The organism is Cryobacterium sp. GrIS_2_6, assembly GCF_035984545.1.
Classification (GTDB): domain Bacteria; phylum Actinomycetota; class Actinomycetes; order Actinomycetales; family Microbacteriaceae; genus Cryobacterium.
In genome coordinates this window covers 1,827,962-1,845,824 of sequence record NZ_JAXCHP010000001.1, presented here as the reverse complement: position 1 = coordinate 1,845,824, position 17,863 = coordinate 1,827,962, and the positions used below count along the sequence as shown (strand labels likewise).

15 protein-coding genes are annotated in these 17,863 nt (G+C 68.0%); 12 read left to right on the top strand and 3 right to left on the bottom strand.

Features of this window, described 5'->3' with window-relative positions; translation table 11 throughout:
• Nucleotides 1-43 precede the first annotated feature (43 nt).
• The 3 genes from RCH22_RS09160 to RCH22_RS09150 are packed head-to-tail and all read left to right on the top strand — an operon-like array spanning nucleotide 44 to nucleotide 2,879.
• Nucleotides 44-289 carry a heavy-metal-associated domain-containing protein gene (locus RCH22_RS09160; protein ID WP_327013711.1) on the top strand — a complete coding sequence of 82 codons (246 nt, stop codon included), beginning with the start codon at nucleotides 44-46 and terminating at the stop codon, nucleotides 287-289.
• Nucleotides 286-2,589 (top strand): heavy metal translocating P-type ATPase, encoded by a 2,304-nt coding sequence (locus tag RCH22_RS09155; protein WP_327013710.1) that lies wholly within the window; start codon nucleotides 286-288, stop codon nucleotides 2,587-2,589. Before RCH22_RS09160 ends, RCH22_RS09155 begins: the two co-directional genes overlap by 4 nt.
• A 14-nt stretch (nucleotides 2,590-2,603) precedes the next feature.
• Nucleotides 2,604-2,879, top strand: coding sequence for an SHOCT domain-containing protein (locus RCH22_RS09150; RefSeq protein WP_327013709.1), 276 nt, complete (start codon nucleotides 2,604-2,606; stop codon nucleotides 2,877-2,879).
• A 129-nt stretch (nucleotides 2,880-3,008) separates the two neighbouring features.
• Here the strand turns inward: RCH22_RS09150 and RCH22_RS09145 are convergent, their stop codons facing one another.
• Nucleotides 3,009-4,253 carry an IS256 family transposase gene (locus RCH22_RS09145; protein ID WP_323505389.1) on the bottom strand — a complete coding sequence of 415 codons (1,245 nt, stop codon included), beginning with the start codon at nucleotides 4,251-4,253 and terminating at the stop codon, nucleotides 3,009-3,011.
• A gap of 248 nt (nucleotides 4,254-4,501) precedes the next feature.
• Here RCH22_RS09145 and RCH22_RS09140 point away from each other — a divergent pair, with 248 nt between their 5' ends.
• Entirely contained in the window at nucleotides 4,502-6,190 is a 1,689-nt protein-coding gene (locus RCH22_RS09140; RefSeq protein ID WP_327013708.1) for a long-chain-fatty-acid--CoA ligase, read from the top strand.
• Between the two features lie 72 nt (nucleotides 6,191-6,262).
• Nucleotides 6,263-6,886 (top strand): sugar O-acetyltransferase, encoded by a 624-nt coding sequence (locus RCH22_RS09135; RefSeq protein ID WP_327013707.1) that lies wholly within the window; start codon nucleotides 6,263-6,265, stop codon nucleotides 6,884-6,886.
• Between the two features lie 68 nt (nucleotides 6,887-6,954).
• On the opposite strand, the gene RCH22_RS09130 is transcribed toward RCH22_RS09135, so the two are convergent.
• A complete protein-coding gene (locus tag RCH22_RS09130; protein WP_327013706.1) occupies nucleotides 6,955-7,599 on the bottom strand; it encodes a YitT family protein in 645 nt (214 codons plus the stop codon).
• Nucleotides 7,600-7,659: 60 nt separating this feature from the next.
• Between RCH22_RS09130 and RCH22_RS09125 the strand changes: the two genes are divergently transcribed.
• The 7 genes from RCH22_RS09125 (at nucleotide 7,660) to RCH22_RS09095 (ending at nucleotide 16,634) form a co-directional block, all read left to right on the top strand.
• Nucleotides 7,660-8,658 (top strand): LLM class flavin-dependent oxidoreductase, encoded by a 999-nt coding sequence (locus tag RCH22_RS09125; protein ID WP_327013705.1) that lies wholly within the window; start codon nucleotides 7,660-7,662, stop codon nucleotides 8,656-8,658.
• A gap of 165 nt (nucleotides 8,659-8,823) precedes the next feature.
• Entirely contained in the window at nucleotides 8,824-9,129 is a 306-nt protein-coding gene (locus RCH22_RS09120; RefSeq protein ID WP_327013704.1) for a hypothetical protein, read from the top strand.
• Nucleotides 9,130-9,284: 155 nt separating this feature from the next.
• Nucleotides 9,285-10,574, top strand: a complete 1,290-nt coding sequence (locus RCH22_RS09115) for an MFS transporter (protein ID WP_327013703.1) — start codon at nucleotides 9,285-9,287, stop codon at nucleotides 10,572-10,574.
• A 116-nt stretch (nucleotides 10,575-10,690) separates the two neighbouring features.
• Entirely contained in the window at nucleotides 10,691-12,193 is a 1,503-nt protein-coding gene (locus RCH22_RS09110) for a DUF3375 domain-containing protein (protein ID WP_327013702.1), read from the top strand.
• Nucleotides 12,186-13,001, top strand: a complete 816-nt coding sequence (locus RCH22_RS09105; RefSeq protein WP_327013701.1) for a DUF4194 domain-containing protein — start codon at nucleotides 12,186-12,188, stop codon at nucleotides 12,999-13,001. The genes RCH22_RS09110 and RCH22_RS09105 overlap by 8 nt, the downstream gene beginning before the upstream one ends.
• Nucleotides 12,998-16,390, top strand: a complete 3,393-nt coding sequence (locus RCH22_RS09100; RefSeq protein WP_327013700.1) for an SbcC/MukB-like Walker B domain-containing protein — start codon at nucleotides 12,998-13,000, stop codon at nucleotides 16,388-16,390. The genes RCH22_RS09105 and RCH22_RS09100 overlap by 4 nt, the downstream gene beginning before the upstream one ends.
• Nucleotides 16,383-16,634, top strand: a complete 252-nt coding sequence (locus RCH22_RS09095; protein ID WP_134450258.1) for a hypothetical protein — start codon at nucleotides 16,383-16,385, stop codon at nucleotides 16,632-16,634. The genes RCH22_RS09100 and RCH22_RS09095 overlap by 8 nt, the downstream gene beginning before the upstream one ends.
• 21 nt (nucleotides 16,635-16,655) lie before the next feature.
• Here the strand turns inward: RCH22_RS09095 and RCH22_RS09090 are convergent, their stop codons facing one another.
• Complete coding sequence (locus RCH22_RS09090; RefSeq protein ID WP_327013699.1) at nucleotides 16,656-17,615, bottom strand: 1-phosphofructokinase family hexose kinase; 960 nt, start codon at nucleotides 17,613-17,615, stop codon at nucleotides 16,656-16,658.
• Between the last annotated feature and the right edge of the window lie 248 nt (nucleotides 17,616-17,863).

Here is a 17,863-nt window from a genome sequence, read left to right as displayed (position 1 = left end):
GGCTCACCCATTCACTGCAAGGAACCAGAAAGAAGTGCATTCCATGATCGGACAGACGGAAAACGACCTCGGCCTCAGCGAATACCAGGTAACGGGGATGACCTGCGCGCACTGTGTCGCGGCCGTCACGAAGGAGGTCGGCAAGCTCGCCGGCCCCGAGAACGTCGCGATCACCCTCGTTCCGGGCGGCACGTCCGTCCTGACGGTGACCGGCGCCCCGCTCGACCGCGCTGCCGTCGCAGCGGCCGTCGACGAAGCGGGTTACGAACTGGTCGCTGAGTCACGATGACCACCGAACGCGTCGACCTTCTCGTGGGCGGGATGACGTGTGCCTCCTGCGCGACCCGGATCGAGAAGAAGCTGAACCGGATGCCGGGAGTCGAGGCATCCGTCAACTACGCCACCGAAAAGGCGAGCGTCTCCCTGCCAGAGGGCACCACCGTCGACCAGGCCATCGCCGTGATCGAGGACACGGGCTATACCGCCGAGTGTCCGCGCCCACCGGAGCCGACCGCCGGGACCTCTGGCAGTGCAGCCGCTCCCACAGCGCAGGAGCTCGAGGTGGCGAGCCTGCGTCACCGGCTCCTCGTGTCGACGGCGCTCGCGATCCCCGTCGCGGCCATGTCGATGATTCCCGCCCTGCAGTTCACCAACTGGCAGTGGCTCGCCCTGACCCTCGCGGCGCCCGTCGCCGTCTGGGGCGCCTGGCCCTTCCACCGCGCCATGTGGATGAACCTCCGGCACGGGGCCACGACCATGGACACCCTGATCAGCATGGGTATCATCGCCTCACTCGGCTGGTCGCTCTACGCGCTCTTCTTCGGCACGGCGGGCATGCCGGGCATGCGGATGACCTTCAGCCTCACCGCCCAGGCCGGCGGTGGCGCGAATGAGATCTACCTCGAGGTCGCATCCGCGGTCACGGTCTTCCTCCTCGCGGGCCGGTACTTCGAGGCGCGCGCGAAGAAGCAGTCCGGGGCAGCGCTCACCGCCCTCCTCGAACTGGGCGCCAAGGAGACCGCCGTGCTCCGTGACGGCGTCGAGGTCATCGTGCCCACCTCATCCCTCATCGTCGGCGACCTGTTCGTGGTGCGCCCCGGCGAGAAGATCTCCACGGATGGCGTCGTGGTCGAGGGCGTGTCCGCCATCGACGCGAGCATGCTCACCGGCGAAGCCGTACCGGTCGAGGTCGGTCCGGGCGCCGTCGTCGTCGGGGCGACCCTCAACTCGGGCGGACGGCTCGTGGTCCGGGCCACCCGGATCGGCGCCGACACCGAACTCGCCCAGCTCGGGCGCCTCGTCGAGCAGGCCCAGACCGGCAAGGCCGACGTGCAGCGCCTCGCCGACCGGGTTTCCGGGGTGTTCGTGCCGATCGTCCTCGGTCTCTCCCTCGCGACCCTCGTGGTCTGGCTGCTGGTCGGCGCAACCCCCGTCGTCGCCTTCACCGCCGCCGTCGCGACACTCATCATCGCCTGCCCCTGCGCGCTCGGGCTGGCCACGCCGACGGCCCTGTTGGTCGGCACCGGCCGTGGCGCACAGCTCGGCATCCTGATCAAGGGCCCGCAGGTGCTCGAATCCACCCGGCGCGTCGACACCATCGTCCTCGACAAGACCGGCACCGTGACCACCGGGCGGATGTCTCTGGTCCAGGCCGTCCCCGTCTCCGGGCTCGAGGCCGCCGAACTGCTCCGGTTCGCCGGGGCCGCAGAGGCCGGGTCAGAGCATCCGATCGCGAAGTCCATCGTGACCGGGGCGCGGGAACGGGTCGGTACCCTCCCGGCCGCCGAATCGTTCGCCTCCGCGGACGGCCTCGGAGTGCAGGCCGTCGTCGACGGTCGCCTCGTCGCCGTAGGCCAGCCGCGCTGGCTCACTGAACAGTGGGGCATCGTCTTCCCGCCCGACCTCGAGGCGGCGCTCACAGCCGGCGAGGGCAGGGGCGAGACCCCGGTCGCCGTCGCCTGGGATGGAGTGGCCCGCGGCATCCTCACCGTCGCCGACACCGTCAAGGACTCTAGCGCCGCCGCAATCGCCGAATTCCGGCGCCTCGGCCTCACCCCGGTGCTCCTGACCGGGGACAACGCCACCGTCGCCCGGAACGTCGGCACGGTCGTCGGTGTCGACGACGTGCGCGCCGGCGTGCTCCCCGCCGAAAAGGCCGAGGTCATCCGCGCCCTGCAAGCCGAGGGACGGGTCGTCGCCATGGTCGGCGACGGCGTGAATGACGCCGTCGCGCTCGCCACCGCCGACCTCGGCATCGCCATGGGCACCGGCACCGACGTCGCGATCGAGGCGAGCGACCTCACCCTGATCCGGAGCGACCTCGTCGCGGCAGCGGATGCCATCCGGCTGTCCCGGCGCACGCTCGCCACGATCAAGGCGAACCTGTTCTGGGCCTTCGCCTACAACGTGGCCGCGATCCCGCTCGCCATGCTCGGCCTGCTCAACCCCCTGATCGCCGGCGCCGCAATGGCGCTGTCCTCGGTCTTCGTGGTGAGCAACAGCCTCCGCCTTCGCGGTTTCCGCGGACTGACCCTGCCGGCCACCGCTCCTCGTACCCCCACGGGTATGGCGAGTAGCGTGACGGTATAACGAAGGAGAACAGCATGATGTGGGGAAACGGATATGGAATGGGATTCATGTGGTGGGTGTGGCCGGTCGGGCTGGTCCTGATCCTGGGCGTGGTCCTGCTCACCATCGTGACCATCCGGGTCTTCAGCGGCGGGAGCGAGACCCGTGCGCAAGGGCCGCAGGGCAACGTTCCTTCCGGGCCGGTCACGACCGGACGCAGTGCGGCGCGCCTCGTCCTGGACGAACGCTTCGCGCGCGGCGAGCTCGACGCCGAGGAATACCGGCATCGGCTGCAGGTCCTCGGCGAGTAGTCGGCTCAGGCTCAGGCTCAGGCTCAGGCTCAGGCTCCGGCTCCGAATTCGCAGTTGCCGCCGCGCCCGTTGGTCACGTCCCGCTGAGTGGTGGAGTTTCTCAACACCATGCGGGTCAGTTGTTCTAGCTTAGGCGGCGGCGAGTTCGGGGAGGATCACCGCCTCGTCGATGACCTCGATGGGGTTGTTCATGGTAACCAGCTCGAGCATGGATGCTTCGGAGAAGTAGCGTCGTTCGCCGGCCTCCCACTCGTCATGCTGCTCGATCAAGACCGACCCGGCCAGGCGCAGCAGGGCGGCAGCGTTGGGGAACACTCCGACGACGTCGGTGCGGCGTTTGATCTCCTTGTTCACTCGTTCGAGCGGGTTCGTGGACCAGATCTGGCGCCAGTGCCGCCGCGGGAACGCGGCGAAGGCGAGTAGGTCGGGTTGCGCGTCGACGAGCATCGCCGCGACCTTCGGGTGCGAGCGGCTGAGCATCGTCGTGACCTCGAGGAACTGCTTCTCGATGTGCTCACGGTCGGGCTGGGCGAAGATGGTGCGGATGATCGAGGCGACCATGTCCTGGGATCCCTTCGGGATCACCGCGAGCACGTTGCGCATGAAGTGCACCCGGCATCTCTGCCAGCCGGCGCCCTGGAACACGGTGCCGATGGCCTTCTTCAGGCCGGTGTGCGCGTCAGACATGACTAGCTTGACCCCGTCGAGCCCGCGGGTCTTGAGCGATCGCAGGAACGACGTCCAGAAGCCCTCGTTCTCGCTGTCACCGACGTCGAAGCCGAGGACTTCCCGGCGTCCGTCAGCGGCCACCCCGACCGCGACGACGATGGCCTGGGACACGATCCGGTGGCCGACGCGGGCCTTGCAGTAGGTGGCGTCGAGGAACACGTAGGGGAAGTCCTGCGCGGCGAGGGTGCGGTCGCGGAACTCGGCCACCTCAGCGTCCAGGCCCGCGCAGATCCGGGACACTTCCGACTTGGAGATCCCGGTGTCCGCGCCGAGGGCCTTGACCAGGTCGTCGACTTTCCGGGTCGAGACGCCGTGGACGTAGGCCTCCATCACGACCGCGAACAGGGCTTGGTCCACCCGCCGGCGACGCTCGAGCAGGGCCGGGAAGAAGGACCCGGCGCGCAGCTTCGGGATCTTCAGGTCGAGGTCCCCGGCGGTCGTGCTGAGGGTGCGCGCTCGGGTGCCGTTGCGGTGGGTGGTGCGGTCGCCGGAGCGTTCGAATGGGGCGGCGCCGATGAACGCGGTCGCTTCCGCGTCGATGAGTTCTTGGTAGAGAGTTTCGGTCGCGACGCGGATTCGGTCGGTGACGTCGGTGAGTTTGAGTTCTCCGAGGAGGTCGAGCAGGGCAGACTGGTTTAGAGCCATCGTGTGGTGTCCTTTGTGAGTTGCTTTAGTCGGTACTCACTGACCATCCCACGGTGGCTCTTTACGTTGACGAAGCAACGCTCAAGAGTGGGAAACCACACCACTCACCGGGACGTAACCCGCCCGTTTCGGCAGCCCGCTACCGCCGTTTCGGGCGCGGGCTGCCGAAACGGTAGCGGCGGCGGGCCCGGCAGGAGCTCGTGCCGTGTCGCGCGCGGCCGGGGAACGGTTCGCGGGAGGATGGGAGCATGGCCAACACTGAGCAACAGCCCTGGGTAAAGAACTACCAACCGGGGGTTCCTGCCGAAATCGACCTTCCGACGGAGTCGCTCGTCGCCATGCTCGAGCGGTCCGTCGCCGAGGCAGGCGGCCACCCGGCCCTCGAGTTCTTCGGACGGAGGACGACCTACACCGAGCTCGGTGAGCAGATCGACCGCGCGGCGGAGGGCCTCCGGCACCTCGGCGTCCGCGCCGGAGACCGGGTCGCGCTCCTGCTGCCGAACTGCCCCCAGCACGTCGTCGCGTTTTACGCGGTGCTGCGCCTCGGCGCGGTCGTGGTCGAGCACAACCCGCTCTACACCTCGCGGGAACTCCGCCACCAGTTCGAGGACCACCAGGCCCGCATCGTGATCGCCTGGGACAAGACGGTCGCGGCGATCCGCGCCTTCCCGGCCGACATCGAGATCGACCACATCGTCTCGGTCAACGTGCTGATGGCGTTCCCGACCATCAAGCGCCTGGCCCTGTACCTGCCGGTCAAGAGCCTGCGGGAGTCCCGCGAGGCCCTCACCGGTTCCGCGCCCGGCACGATCGCGTGGAAGGACCTGCTCACGCACGGTCGCATCGATCCGGAGCACCCGCATCCGTCGGTCGACGACCTCGCCGCCATCCAGTACACCTCCGGCACCACAGGCCGGCCCAAGGGTGCGATGCTCACCCACTTCAACCTGTATTCGAACGCGCTCCAGGGCGAGGCGTGGATGCACGGAGCCGAGTATCGCAAGGAGATCTTCTACGCGATCCTGCCGATGTTCCACGCCTTCGGCATGACGCTCTACCTGACCTACGGCATCCGCAAGCAGGCGCTGCTCGTGCTGTTCCCGAAGTTCGAGCCCGGGCTGATCCTCGCCGCGATGAAGAAGTCGCCCGCCACCGTCTATTGCGCGGTTCCGCCGATCTACGAGCGCACCGCCCGGGCCGCGCAGGAAAAGGGCGTCTCGCTGCGCTCCTGCACATACTGCATCTCCGGCGCGATGAACCTGCCCGCGCACGTCGTCGAGCTCTGGGAATCGGTCTCCGGCGGGCTCCTCGTCGAGGGCTATGGGATGACCGAATCCTCCCCGGTCGCCCTCGGCAACCCGTTCTATTGCACCCGCCGTCCCGGCACGATCGGGGTGCCGTTCCCCTCGACCCTGATGAAGGTCGTCGACCTCGACGACCGGAGCATCGAAGTGGCCCAGGGGCAGCCGGGGGAGCTGTTGCTCAAGGGCCCGCAGGTCTTCCAGGGGTACTGGAACAACCCGGACGAAACCGCCAGGACTCTGCTGCCGGGCGGCTGGCTCCGCACCGGCGATATCGTCACCGTGGACGCGGACGGCTTCACGACCATCGTCGACCGGGCCAAGGAGCTCGTCATCACCGGCGGGTTCAACGTCTCACCCACCGAGGTGGAGACGGCGCTGCGGCTGCACGCGTCCATCAAGGACGCCGCGGTCTTCGGCAAGCCGCTCGAGCGCGGCGGGGAGATGGTCGTCGCAGCCGTGGAGCTCGAGCCCGGCGCGACACTCGACCAGGAGGCCGTGCGCGCGCACTGCCGCGAACTGCTTGCCGCCTACAAGATCCCGCGCCGCATCGTGCAGATCGACGACATGCCGCGGTCGATGCTCGGCAAGATCCTGCGCAGGCAGGTGCGCGAGCAGGTGCTGCCGCTGCTCTGAGGCGCGCCGTGCCCGCCACCCGTTTGTTGTCTTCGCAAACAAAAGCCGGGCATGCAGTTTAGGATTGAGCGCGTGGACCTCACCGAACGACCGACCCCCGATCCCGACCGCTCCGAATTCGACAAGATGGTCGCGGGGGACTGGTATCGCTACCGGTCCGGCCCCGAGCTCGCCGAAATGACGAACAGCACTCAGCGCACCTGCCGGCGCATCACAGCCCTCTACGACGAGGACAGGGAGGCCGCATACGCGCTGCTGACGGGCATGCTCGGCACGGCAGGGGAGAACCTCGACTTCCGGCCGCCGATGTACCTCGACTACGGATCCCGCCTGCACATCGGCAGGGACACCTTCATCAACGGCGACTTCCTCACCCTGGGCGGCGGCGAGATCACGATCGGCAACAACGTTCTGATCGGGCCGAGCGCCCGCCTCTACACGCCGATCCACGCTCTCGACGCCGACGAGCGCCGCGCAGGCTACGAGCGCGTCCTGCCGATCCGCATCGGCAACGACGTCTGGCTCGGCGGCAACGTCGTCGTATGTCCCGGGGTCACGATCGGTGATGGCAGCGTGATCGGTGCAGGGTCCGTCGTGACCAAGGACGTGCCGGCCGGGGTCATCGCCGTCGGCAACCCGGCACGGGTCGTGCGCACGATCGACGAGCCGGAGCAGGCCACGGGCGAAGGCGAATAGAGCCGCACCCCGCCGAGTGACCCGAGTGGCCCGAGTGGCCCGAGGTGGCCCGCAGCGGATGCCGTGGCTCAGGTACCGAGGTAGCGACCTGGCCGGTGGTTGAGCGCGAGCACGAGGTTGAGCACGATCGCGCCCGCCGCCGAGAGCGCGACGTTCAGCGGTGCGACGACCGTGATCGCGGCGAGGACGACGGTCACGTCGAACACCATCTGCACATACCCGGCACGCCAGCCGAGGCGCTCCTGCAGGAGCAGGGCGAGGATGTTGAACCCACCCAGGCTGGCCTTGTGGCGGAACAACACGATCAGCCCGACCCCGATCACGAGGTTGCCGAACAACACGCCGTAGACCGGATTGAGGTGCTCGATCCCGAGGGCATAGGGGTGCAGGGAGGAGAACGCGGAGACGAGCGCGACCGCGATGACCGTGCGCAGCGTGAAGTTCCAGCCCTTCTTCCAGAGAGCGAGGGCGAAGAACGGCACGTTGATCGCGAAGAAGAACACACCGAACGGCACGGGTGCCGCGTAGCTCAGCAGGAGCGCGAGTCCCGCCGTGCCTCCGGTCACCGCCGCGCTCGCTTTGAGCAGGAACAGCCCGAACGACGCGAGGAGGGTGCCGGTGAGGATTCCGAGAACGTCCTCGACGGCCGAATGGCGCGGCGCGACATCCGTGTTGAGTGTTCTGGGCTCGACGCCCAGGGGAGATTTCGGCATTCTGCAAGTCTGCACGATGGCACGGGTAACGTTTCGCACCCGTGCGTGGTTGTCCAGAGTATGACTGTTGCCCTGTCCATTCTTGACCTCGCTCCGATCGCTCCCGGGCAGACTGTCCGGGAGAGCTTCGCGGGAAGCGTCCGCCTTGCGCAGACCGCCGAGAAGCATGGCTATACCCGTGTCTGGTACGCCGAACACCACAACATGCCGACGATCGCGTCCTCGGCCACGAGCGTCCTCGTCGGCCATGTCGCGGGCCAGACGTCGACCATCCGGCTCGGCTCCGGCGGCGTGATGCTGCCCAACCACTCTCCGCTCACCATCGCCGAACAGTTCGGCACTCTCGCCGAGCTCTACCCGGGACGGATCGACCTGGGCCTCGGCCGTGCCCCGGGCAGCGACCAGACCACCGCGCGGGCGATGCGTCGCGACCCCCGCGCCTCCGACCAGTTCCCCCAGGACGTGATGGAGCTCCAGGCCTACCTGCGCGGCGAATCGATCGTGCCGGGAGTGCAGGCCATCCCCGGTGCCGGCACGAACGTGCCGCTCTACATCCTCGGCTCCTCGCTCTTCGGAGCAGGCCTGGCCGCGGCGCTCGGCCTGCCGTATGCCTTCGCCTCCCACTTCGCGCCGGACTCCCTGTACGAGGCCATCGCCCTGTACCGGCGCGACTTCACGCCTTCGGCGCAGCTGGCCGAGCCGCACGTGATCGTGGGTGTGAACGTGATCACGGCAGACGACCGGGCGGATGCCGTCCGACAGTTCGAGGAGACCCGGCGGAACCGGGTGCGCGGCATGCTCACGCGCGGTCCGGCGTCGCCGGAATACACCGACCAGCAGGTCGACGCCTTCCTCATCACTGCGGAAGGGCGTCAGATCGCGAATATGATGCGCTACTCGGCCGTCGGCGATCCCGCAGACGTGCGGGTCTTCCTCGACGACTTCGTCGCCTCGACCCACGCCGACGAACTGATCATCGCGCACGCCTCGCGGAACATCGAGGCTCGGCTGCGCTCGGTCGAGCTGACCGCCGGAGCTATGAACGGCGTGACCGTCTGACCGATCCCGGCGACTTCGATTCTCCGCACGGGAGGGTCCTCCAAAAAGGGGACTATCCGATTCCGGCAGGAGGTGGCGTTAATGTCAGCCACGAGTCGAGAGGTTCCACGAGCTGCCCGGTGTCACCGGTAGCCCCGGCCGAACGTCGTGAGAGCCGGAGATCTGATGTCGCACCCCGCAGTCGAAACCACCCGCCGCCGCACTCCAGCTGTCGCCTCCCTGTCGCTTCGCCTGATTTCCCGGGACGACGCGATCAGGACGATTCGCCTCGTCGTCGTGCGGTGCGACGATGACAGCTTGCAGGAGATCCGGTTCCGCGACCAGGTGATCGGCTTCATTCGCCGGGACGAGCCGTTGTTCCGCGCGCTCAGCGGCACCCAGCTCGACGGGGCGTGTGAACGCGGACACTCCCTGCTCTGGGACAAGGCGGCGGCTCTCCTCGTCGACGCCAGCGGGCTGCTCCCCGCCTGACCGTGCACTCGGCGCGGGCGCGACCTGTCGTGGAGCGGGGGCGTCGCGGGGGAGCGTAGCGTGGAGCAGACCCGATCGATTTTCGGTCGTAGGTAGACGCAGGGCATTTCTTGACTTCACCCGCGGATCTTTTCCCGCCCACCACTCCCATTCCGGTGAACGAAGGCCCCCGTCCGTGGCGCCAGACCCTCGACTCCCTGAGCGTTGCGAACTTCCGCCTGTTCACGGCGTCCAACGCGGTGGCCATGACTGGCACCTGGATGCAGCGCATCGCCCAGGACTGGCTCGTGCTGCAACTGACCGGCAGCGTCGCGGCCGTCGGGGTGACCGTCACGATGCAGTTCGCGCCGATGCTCGCCTTCGGCCTCTTCGGCGGCGTGATCGTCGACCGCTATTCGAAGCGGATGCTGCTCATGCTCACCCAGTCGGCGGCCGCCCTGCTCAGCGCGGTCCTCGCGGTGCTCACCCTCACCAACACCGTGCAGGTCTGGCAGGTCTGGGTGATCGCCTTCCTGGTAGGACTCGTCACCGTGATCGACAACCCCACCCGCCAGGTCTTCGTGAACGAGATCGTCGGTCCGCGCTACCTCCGCAACGCGATAACCGTGAACTCGACGGTCTTCCAGCTCGGCGCTCTGATCGGGCCGGCCATCAGCGGTGCCCTGATCGTCGCGGTCGGGTCCGGCTGGTCCTTCGGCATCAACGCCGCCGCGTGCCTGCTGACCGTCCTCGCCCTGACCCGCCTCGACGCCTCCGCGCTCTACCGCACCCCGACGGCTCCGCGGCAGAAGGGGCAGCTCATCGAGGGCCTGCGCTATGTCGTCTCGAAGCCGACCATCCTCTGGCCGATCGTGATGCTCGCCTTCCTCTCCGTCTTCTCCCTCAATATGCCCGTGCTCCTCGCCGCATACGCCGACCACGTCTACAAGGTGGGCGCAGGCGGCTACGGCCTGTTCAACACCCTGATCGCCGTCGGCGCGGTCGCAGGTGCGCTCGCCTCGACACGTCGGGCCAACATCCGCTTGCGGACGGTCATCGTCAGCGGCGGAGTCTGGGCCCTGATCCAGGCGAGTTCCGGCCTGATGCCCACCGAGATCAGCTTCGGGGCCGCCCTCATCGTCACGGGCGTCGCGAACCAGTTCTTCTTCACCGCGGGCAACCCACTCGTGCAGATGTCGTCCAATGTGCGGGTGCGCGGGCGGGTCATGTCGGTCTGGGTGCTCGTGCTGCTCGGCGGCCAGGCCATCGGAGGACCTCTGATGGGCTGGATCGTGGAGTCCTTCGGCCCGGACACCGGGATGCTCGTGTCCGGCCTCGTGCCCGCGCTCGCCGCGGTGGTCATCGCCCTGATCCTCGCGCGCCGAAACGAGCTGCACCTGACCGTGCGCCTCCGCAGGCGCGGGCGCCCCGGAGAGCACTGGGGCGGCTCGAACCGAAGCTCCTGACCGGCCCCCGTGCCCGTCCCGTTCCTGCCTCGCACAGGCCCCTACGACCGGACCCTGGACAGAATCGAATCTCGCGCCCGTTACGGTTGAAGGGGTCCGGGAAGGGAACTACCACTGTGAGCGAAATTGCGGGTGAACTGGCGCGCGTGCGCGAAGCCTTCGACAAACCCACCCTGCGTTTGCTCGATCGCAAGTGGGCGCCGTTTGTCCTCGCCGTCTTCAAATCGGCGTTCAGCCGTGACCGGCGGAGCGTCCAGGCCGACCGCCTGCACTCGCAGGTCGACGCCTACCTCGCCGACCTCCGGTCCGTCGGGAGCGAGGTGCCGGGCAAGAACGGCCGCGCCCTCTGCGTCCAGTGGATGAATGACCTCTGGCTCTACCGCGAGACCGGGGAGGTCGGTGAGGAGCAGTACTCCCTCACCTCGCACGCCCTCGAGGCACTCCTTCTCGTCGACAGCCTCTCCCAGGACCGCGCCTTGATCAGCGAGTCCCGCCTCACGACCATCGTCGACAGCGTGCGCCACCGCGCCACCCAGGCCACCCCCGACAGGGAAGCGCGGATCCGCCGCCTCGACCAGGAGATCGCCGAGAAGACCGCGGAGCGCGGCCGACTCCAGGGCGGCGGCGAGATCGCCACCGCGACCGACGAACAGATGCACGAAGGCTACGCGAACCTCGTCGACCTGATCATGCAGCTGCCGAGCGACTTCAAACGCGTCGAGGAATCCGTCGCGGCCATGCACCGCCAGATCGTGAGCGACTTCCGCGGCGAGGAACGCCCCATCGGCGAGGTCCTCGACGAATACCTCGCCAAGACCGATGCCCTGATGTCGGCGACCGCGGAAGGCCGCGCCTTCGAGGGTGCCTTCACGCTGCTGCGCGACGACGCACTCCTCTCCGATGTCAAGAACGACCTCGAGGCGATCCTCGACCATCCTTTCGCCGCCCGGCTGACCACCGCGGAGCGACGCACCTTCCTCGGCACCGTCGGGCTGATCCGCAAGGGCATCGACGACGTGCTGACCCAGCGGAACGGCCTCACGACCACTCTCCGCGAGCACATTGTGAACCACGACGTCGTCAAGGACCGCGAACTCGAGCGCCTCCTGCGGGAGATCAACAAGGAACTCGCGGTCTGGATGGAGACCGCAGGACCCCGGTCGACGGTCACGGCAGAACTCATGCCCGGCATTCTCGACGTCGAGCACCTCCGCGAACGGTTCTATGATCCGCTGAACCACAGGCCACCGCCGGACCTCGAGGACGTGTCCGAGTACGCCCCCGAACCGCCGAGCCTCGACGAGATGCGCAGGCAGGGCGGCCCGATGCTCGAACGGATGCGTGACGCCCTCGTGACGTTCCGCGGAACGGGAGACGCGGCATCCGTCGGTGCGGCCTTCAACGGCCTCGAACCGGCGTTGCGGCGCCCGGTCGAGATTCTCGGCATGCTGCAGATCGCGACCCAGGTCGACGCGCTCGGCCGCGCGCACCAGGTCGAGAGCTTCGAGACCGTGCGGCCCGACGGCAGCCGGCGCACCTTCTCGGTTCCCCGCATCATCCTGAACGACGACGAAACGGCGGCCCTGGCCGCCCTGAACTATGGATCCGATCATGACTGACGAGTGGACAGGCGACCAGGACGACCAGGACGACCAGGACGGCCGCGACGACCTCGACCGCGACGACGACGGCCTGGACGGTGACGCCGGTGCCGGGATCGACGCCGCCATCGACGACGAGCCCGCGAGCTTCTCCCTCTTCGAGGGCGACGAGGGCGGCCTCACCGTGGAACAGCGCCGCACCCTCGTGCTCCTGATGAAGCATCGTTACGTGTCCGCCGCGCTTCAGCCCGCGGAATGGCGCACCCTGCTCGACTCGCAGCGGCTGCTCAAGTCGCGCCTCAACGACATGTTCCTCGACCTGCACATCGACCTGCACTATCAGGTCGCGTTCAAACGGCAGGCCGTCTCGGAGGCGGGCGACCGGTTCCCGACCCTTCTGCATGACGTCGCATACACGCGCGAGGAAACGATCCTGCTCGTGCTGCTGCGCCAGCGGTTCCGCAGTGAGCGCGCCAACGGCCAGGACATCGTGCTCGTCGACCGCGACAATCTCGTTGAGAACGTCGCGCACTTCCGCCCCGAGTTCTCGATGGACCGGTACGGCGACGCCCGCAAGGCGAGCGCCGCCGTCGACAGCCTCGCCAAGGCGCGGGTTCTGCTCAAGACGAGCGATCCTGACCGATTCCGCATCTCGGCCGTGATCGAAGTTCTGCTTCCGCTCGAACGGCTCGCCGAACTGCACGAATGGCTCGTCGAGCAGAACGCGGCGGGTGCGCCCGCCGCGGTCGTGCCCGCACCCGGCCTCCCCGACCAGGGTGCGCTTGATCCGGGCGACCGCGACCCCGAACTGGAGGCGATCTCATGAGCGATTCCCCACTCTTCTACATCGACGGATCCACAGAGGGCACGACGCAGTGGCGCGCCGAACTGTTCCAGATGGTCAACTGGGGAGGCTTCCAGGGCCACCACGAGATCACCTTCGCCCCCTCGGCGACCCTGCTCTCCGGGGCATCCGGAACCGGAAAGAGCAGCCTCCTCGACGCCTACCTCGCCCTGATGATGCCCTCGGACACACCGTTCAACGGTGCGTCCAACGACGCGGGTTCCGGCAGGGCACGGAGCCTCGACCAGCGCAACCTGATGACCTACCTCAGGGGCAAGACCGACTCCAACCGTGAGGCCGGCACAGGGGAGATGCAGGACCAGGTCCTCCGCGGCGCGCACGACGCGACCTGGGGTGCGGTCGCGATGACCTTCGTCGACGACAACGGCCGCCGGTTCACCGTGCTGCGCGCCTATTTCGTGCCGCGGGGCGCGACCAAATTCGCAGACATCACCATGAAGATGGCCACCCAGGACGGACTCCTCGACCTGCGTGACCTCGCCGACGTCACCGAGGCGCGCTTCGACAAGCGGGCGCTCCGGACCCGGTTCCCCGAACTGGATGTCTTCGACACCTACGCGGCATTTGCCCAGACCCTCTACACCCGGCTCGGAATCGGCGCCAACGGCGAGGGCGGCAAGGCGCTGCGGCTCCTCGCGCGGATCCAGGCCGGACAGCAGGTCAAGACGGTCGACGGGCTCTACAAGTCGATGGTCCTCGAGGAGCCGGCCACCTATGCGGCGGCCGACAAGGCCGTCGATCATTTCGAGGACCTCGAGAGGTCCTACGGGGCCATGCTGACCGAGGCCCAGAAGGCGAAGGTCCTCGAGCGAATTCCCGACCTGCACCGGGAGTACGAGACAGCAGCGGAGAAGGCCGACCTGATCGACACCTTCGGGGTCCATCGCACCGGCGACACCCCGTTCGTTCTCTGGCAGCTCCTCACCGAGCAGGGACTGCTCGAGGGTGCTGCCGACACCAATCGCATCCGCCGCAGGGACAACCAGGTCGAGCTCACCCTGGCCAGGAACGCCGAGACCGAGCTCAAGTCCCGCGTCGCCGAGGTCCAGCACCAGCAGCGTGACAACGGCGGCGACGTCCTCGTCAGCCTGCAGAACGAGATCGGCCAGCTCCGGGACCAGCGCGACGACGTCGCGGCCGAGCGTGCGAAGTTCGACGATCGCACCGCCGTCCTCGCCCCGGCGATCGTTTCGCCGGCCGAATTCACCCTCGCGCAGAACGACGCGGAACGCTTCCTCGCCGGGTTTTCCGGGGCCGAGCGTGACCTCGAGGCCGAGCGCACGACCCTGCAACGGAACGCCTTCCCCGTCGAGGAACAGCTCAGGACCCTGGGCCAGGAGCACGACTTCCTCGCGGGCCGCGAAAACCTGATTCCCGAGCACCTGCACTATGCCCGGATGATGATCGCGGAGGCTGCGGGGATCCCCGCGGACGAGTTGCCCTTCGTCGCCGAACTCGTCGACCTCGCCGCCAGCGAGGAATCCTGGCGCCAGGCCGCCGAAGTGACCCTCTCTTCCGTCGTGCGCGTCATGCTCGTCGACGAGACGCGGTTGCGCGCCCTCAGCGCGGCCATCGAACCGATTCAGATCCCGGTGCGCATCCACTTCGAGGGCGTCGCACTACGGGCGCACCGACCTCGTACCGGCGACCCCCGGTTCGTGTCCGGCAAGCTCGTCTATCAGGATTCACCCTTCAGCGGCTGGGTCCAGGACCGGGTCAGCGCACCGAGCCTCGACGCGCTCTGCGTCGCCGAGCCCACCGACCTGGCCGGCGACGGCCCGCGGGTCACCCCGAGCGGCCAGACCCGAAACGGCAAGCGCGGGGCACACGGCTGGAATAAGGGCCAGGCGCCGATCATCGGCTTCTCAAACGCCGGTCGCCTCGCCGAGATCGAGGCCGAACGCGCCGAACTGACCGGGGCGGCCGAGGCACTCTCCCGTGACGCCGCCGAAGTGGGGAATCGCATCGCCGGCCTCCGCAGCAGACGGAGCGCCCACCAGTACGTCGTGGACACCACCTGGCTGTCGATCGATGTGGCCGGCGCCGAGGCCAGGATCGCCGAAAAGGAAGCCGAATCGGAGCGCGTCCTCGCCGGCAGCGACATCCTCCGCGCCCTCAAGGCCGAGGAGGGACGCTTCTCCTCCGAACTTGAGGATGCCCAGAAGCTCAAGCACGCGGCCGATGGGACCGCCGAGCGTCTTGCCGCCGAACAGGCGCGGATCGTCGACCGTCAGGATGCCGTCTCCGGCATGCTCGATCGGATCGAACGTGACCAGGCGGCCACCCTCTCCGAAGAGCACTTCGCGCACCTGACCGCCCAGTTCGCCCTCGTCGGAGACCAGGGCGACCTCGCCGCACTCGAGGGCGGCGTCCGACGGCTGCGCGAGCGCCTCACCGAGCAATCCGCGCACGACAGGGAGAACGCCACGAGCGCCCGGGATTCGCTGGTCCGCATCTTCGAGACGTTCCAGGGCCGGTGGCCAGACCCGAACATCGGCACCTCGCTCGAGTCGTACACGAGCTATCGGGACATCCTCGATGCCGTCTACACGCTCGGCCTGCACGAGCGGCGCCAGGAATGGAAGCGACGGCTGTCGGCGTGGAGCGGACAGGACCTCGTGCCTCTCACCGCGGCGTTCAACACTGCCATCGAGGAGATCGAGGACCGGCTCCGGCCGATCAACGAGATCCTTGCAACCCTGCCGTTCGGGGCCGGCCGCGATCGACTGAAGATCGCACTGCGCCGCCTGCACCGCGACGACGCCACCGCGTTCCGCAAGGAGCTCAAGGTACTCGCGTCCGGCGCGACCGAGGACTTCACCGACGAGGAAACCGAGGCCCGGTTCACCCGGCTCCACAACTTCATGGCCCAGATTCGCCGGCCGGAACCAGGGACGCGCACGGAGTCGCAGCGGGACCTGCTCCTCGACGTGCGCAAGCACGTGGAGATCACCGCGGTGCGGTCAACGCCCGACGGCGTCGAGGTGAGCACATACTCCTCGCTCGGCGGCAAGAGCGGTGGAGAGTCCCAGGAACTCGTGGCGTTCGTCGTCGGGGCCGCGCTGCGCTTCCAGCTCGGCGACGAGAGCCGCACCCGCCCGCGGTTCGCACCGGTCTTCCTCGACGAGGGTTTCGTGAAGTCGGACTCCGAGTTCGCCGGCCGTGCTGTGGCCGCGTGGAAGGGACTCGGCTTCCAGCTCATCGTCGGCTCGCCGCTCGACAAGGTCACCGCGCTCGAACCGCACATGGAGCTCGTGCTCTCGATGACTAAGAACACCAGCACCGGCTACTCGTACATCACCCCGCTGTCGTCCCCGAATCCGGTCCCGGTAAGCTCGAACCATGGATGAAGAACAGACTGTACCGACCACCTATGTGCTGCCGAACAAGGAATTCCTCGAGATCGCCGATGGCGACACTCTTCCCGAAATCGGGGACGGCATCTACACCGGCGGAGTGGCCTACCGCGTCACCGACCTCTGGTTCATCGACGACGACGACGCGCCCTTGCCATACGGCTTCAACGTGTTCCTGACGGAAGCACCCAAGAACGGCAACACCCTCCGCGAGTTCGACCCGATCTTCTTCGCGTAGGCCGTCAGCCGCCGCGCCGGCTCAGGCCCGAGCGGCGAGCTCGGCCTCGAGTCGTTCGACGTCCTCCCGGTGGCACAGTTCGGTTGCGGGGGTCGAGGCCGTGGCGCTCCCGGCGGCGACTCCCGCACGGAAGGCCTCCTCGACGGTTCTGCCCTGGGCGAGGCGCAGCACGAAGGCGCCCAGGAAGCTGTCGCCGGCCCCGACGGTGCTGATCACGGTCACCTTCGGAACCTCAGAGCGGATGACCGCGGTCTTCGATGCAAGCAGGGCGCCCTCTCCGCCGAGGGTGAGCGCCACGTACTCTGCTGCGCCGCTGGCGACGAGCGCCGACGCGGCCTCCGCCTGGCTCGCCGGAGTCTCGAGCTTCACGCCGGCGTGAGCCTCGAGTTCGCGGAGGCTCGGCTTGACCAGGAAGACCCCTTCGGCAAGCGCGCCGCTGAGGGCCGGACCGGAGGCATCCACGATGCACCGCGCCCCATTGGCTCTGGCCAGGCGGGCGACCCGCGCGTAGAAGTCGTCGGGGACTCCCGGGGGCAGGCTGCCGCTCGCGATGACATATCCGCCGCGGGGCATCGACGCGGCGAGGGTGTCGAGGCACGTGGTCCACTCGGCCTCGGACAGCTCGGGTCCCTGGAGCACGAAGCGGAACTGCTTGCCGGTATCGGTCTCGTCGACGGTGAAACTCTGGCGCGTGCTTTCCTTGATCGGCACCAGAACGGTGGGGAGCCCTTCCGCTGCGATGAGCTGGCGATAGGCCTCTCCCGTCGGCCCGCCTGCCGCATACAGGGACAACGCCGTGCCGCCAAGGCGACGGATGACCCTGGCCACGTTCACGCCGCCGCCGCCCGGGTCGATACGTGTGCTCCCGCATCGGAGCTTGTGCTCCCCGGTCACATGGGCCGTCGACGTGCTGACGTCGAGGGCGGGATTGATGGTGAGGGTCAAAATCGGTGGTACATTCACGAGGCTCGAGGCGTCCATCTGCCCAGTCTAGAAGCCGCTGCCGGAAGCGTTGGAGGCGCACGCCTTCGCAGCGCGCTACCTGAACGCCTTGGCCTTGAGCGCCTCGAACTCCGTGGCCGTGATCGAGCCGGTCGAAGAGTTCCTTCTTCTTCGCGATTTCCGCGGAGGGGCTGGCGGACGAGGCGACGGACCTCGAGAACGACAGCTCGGCGGTCATCCTGGTCTTCGAACACACCTGGTTCAGGCCGCTGCGCGACGCGATCCTG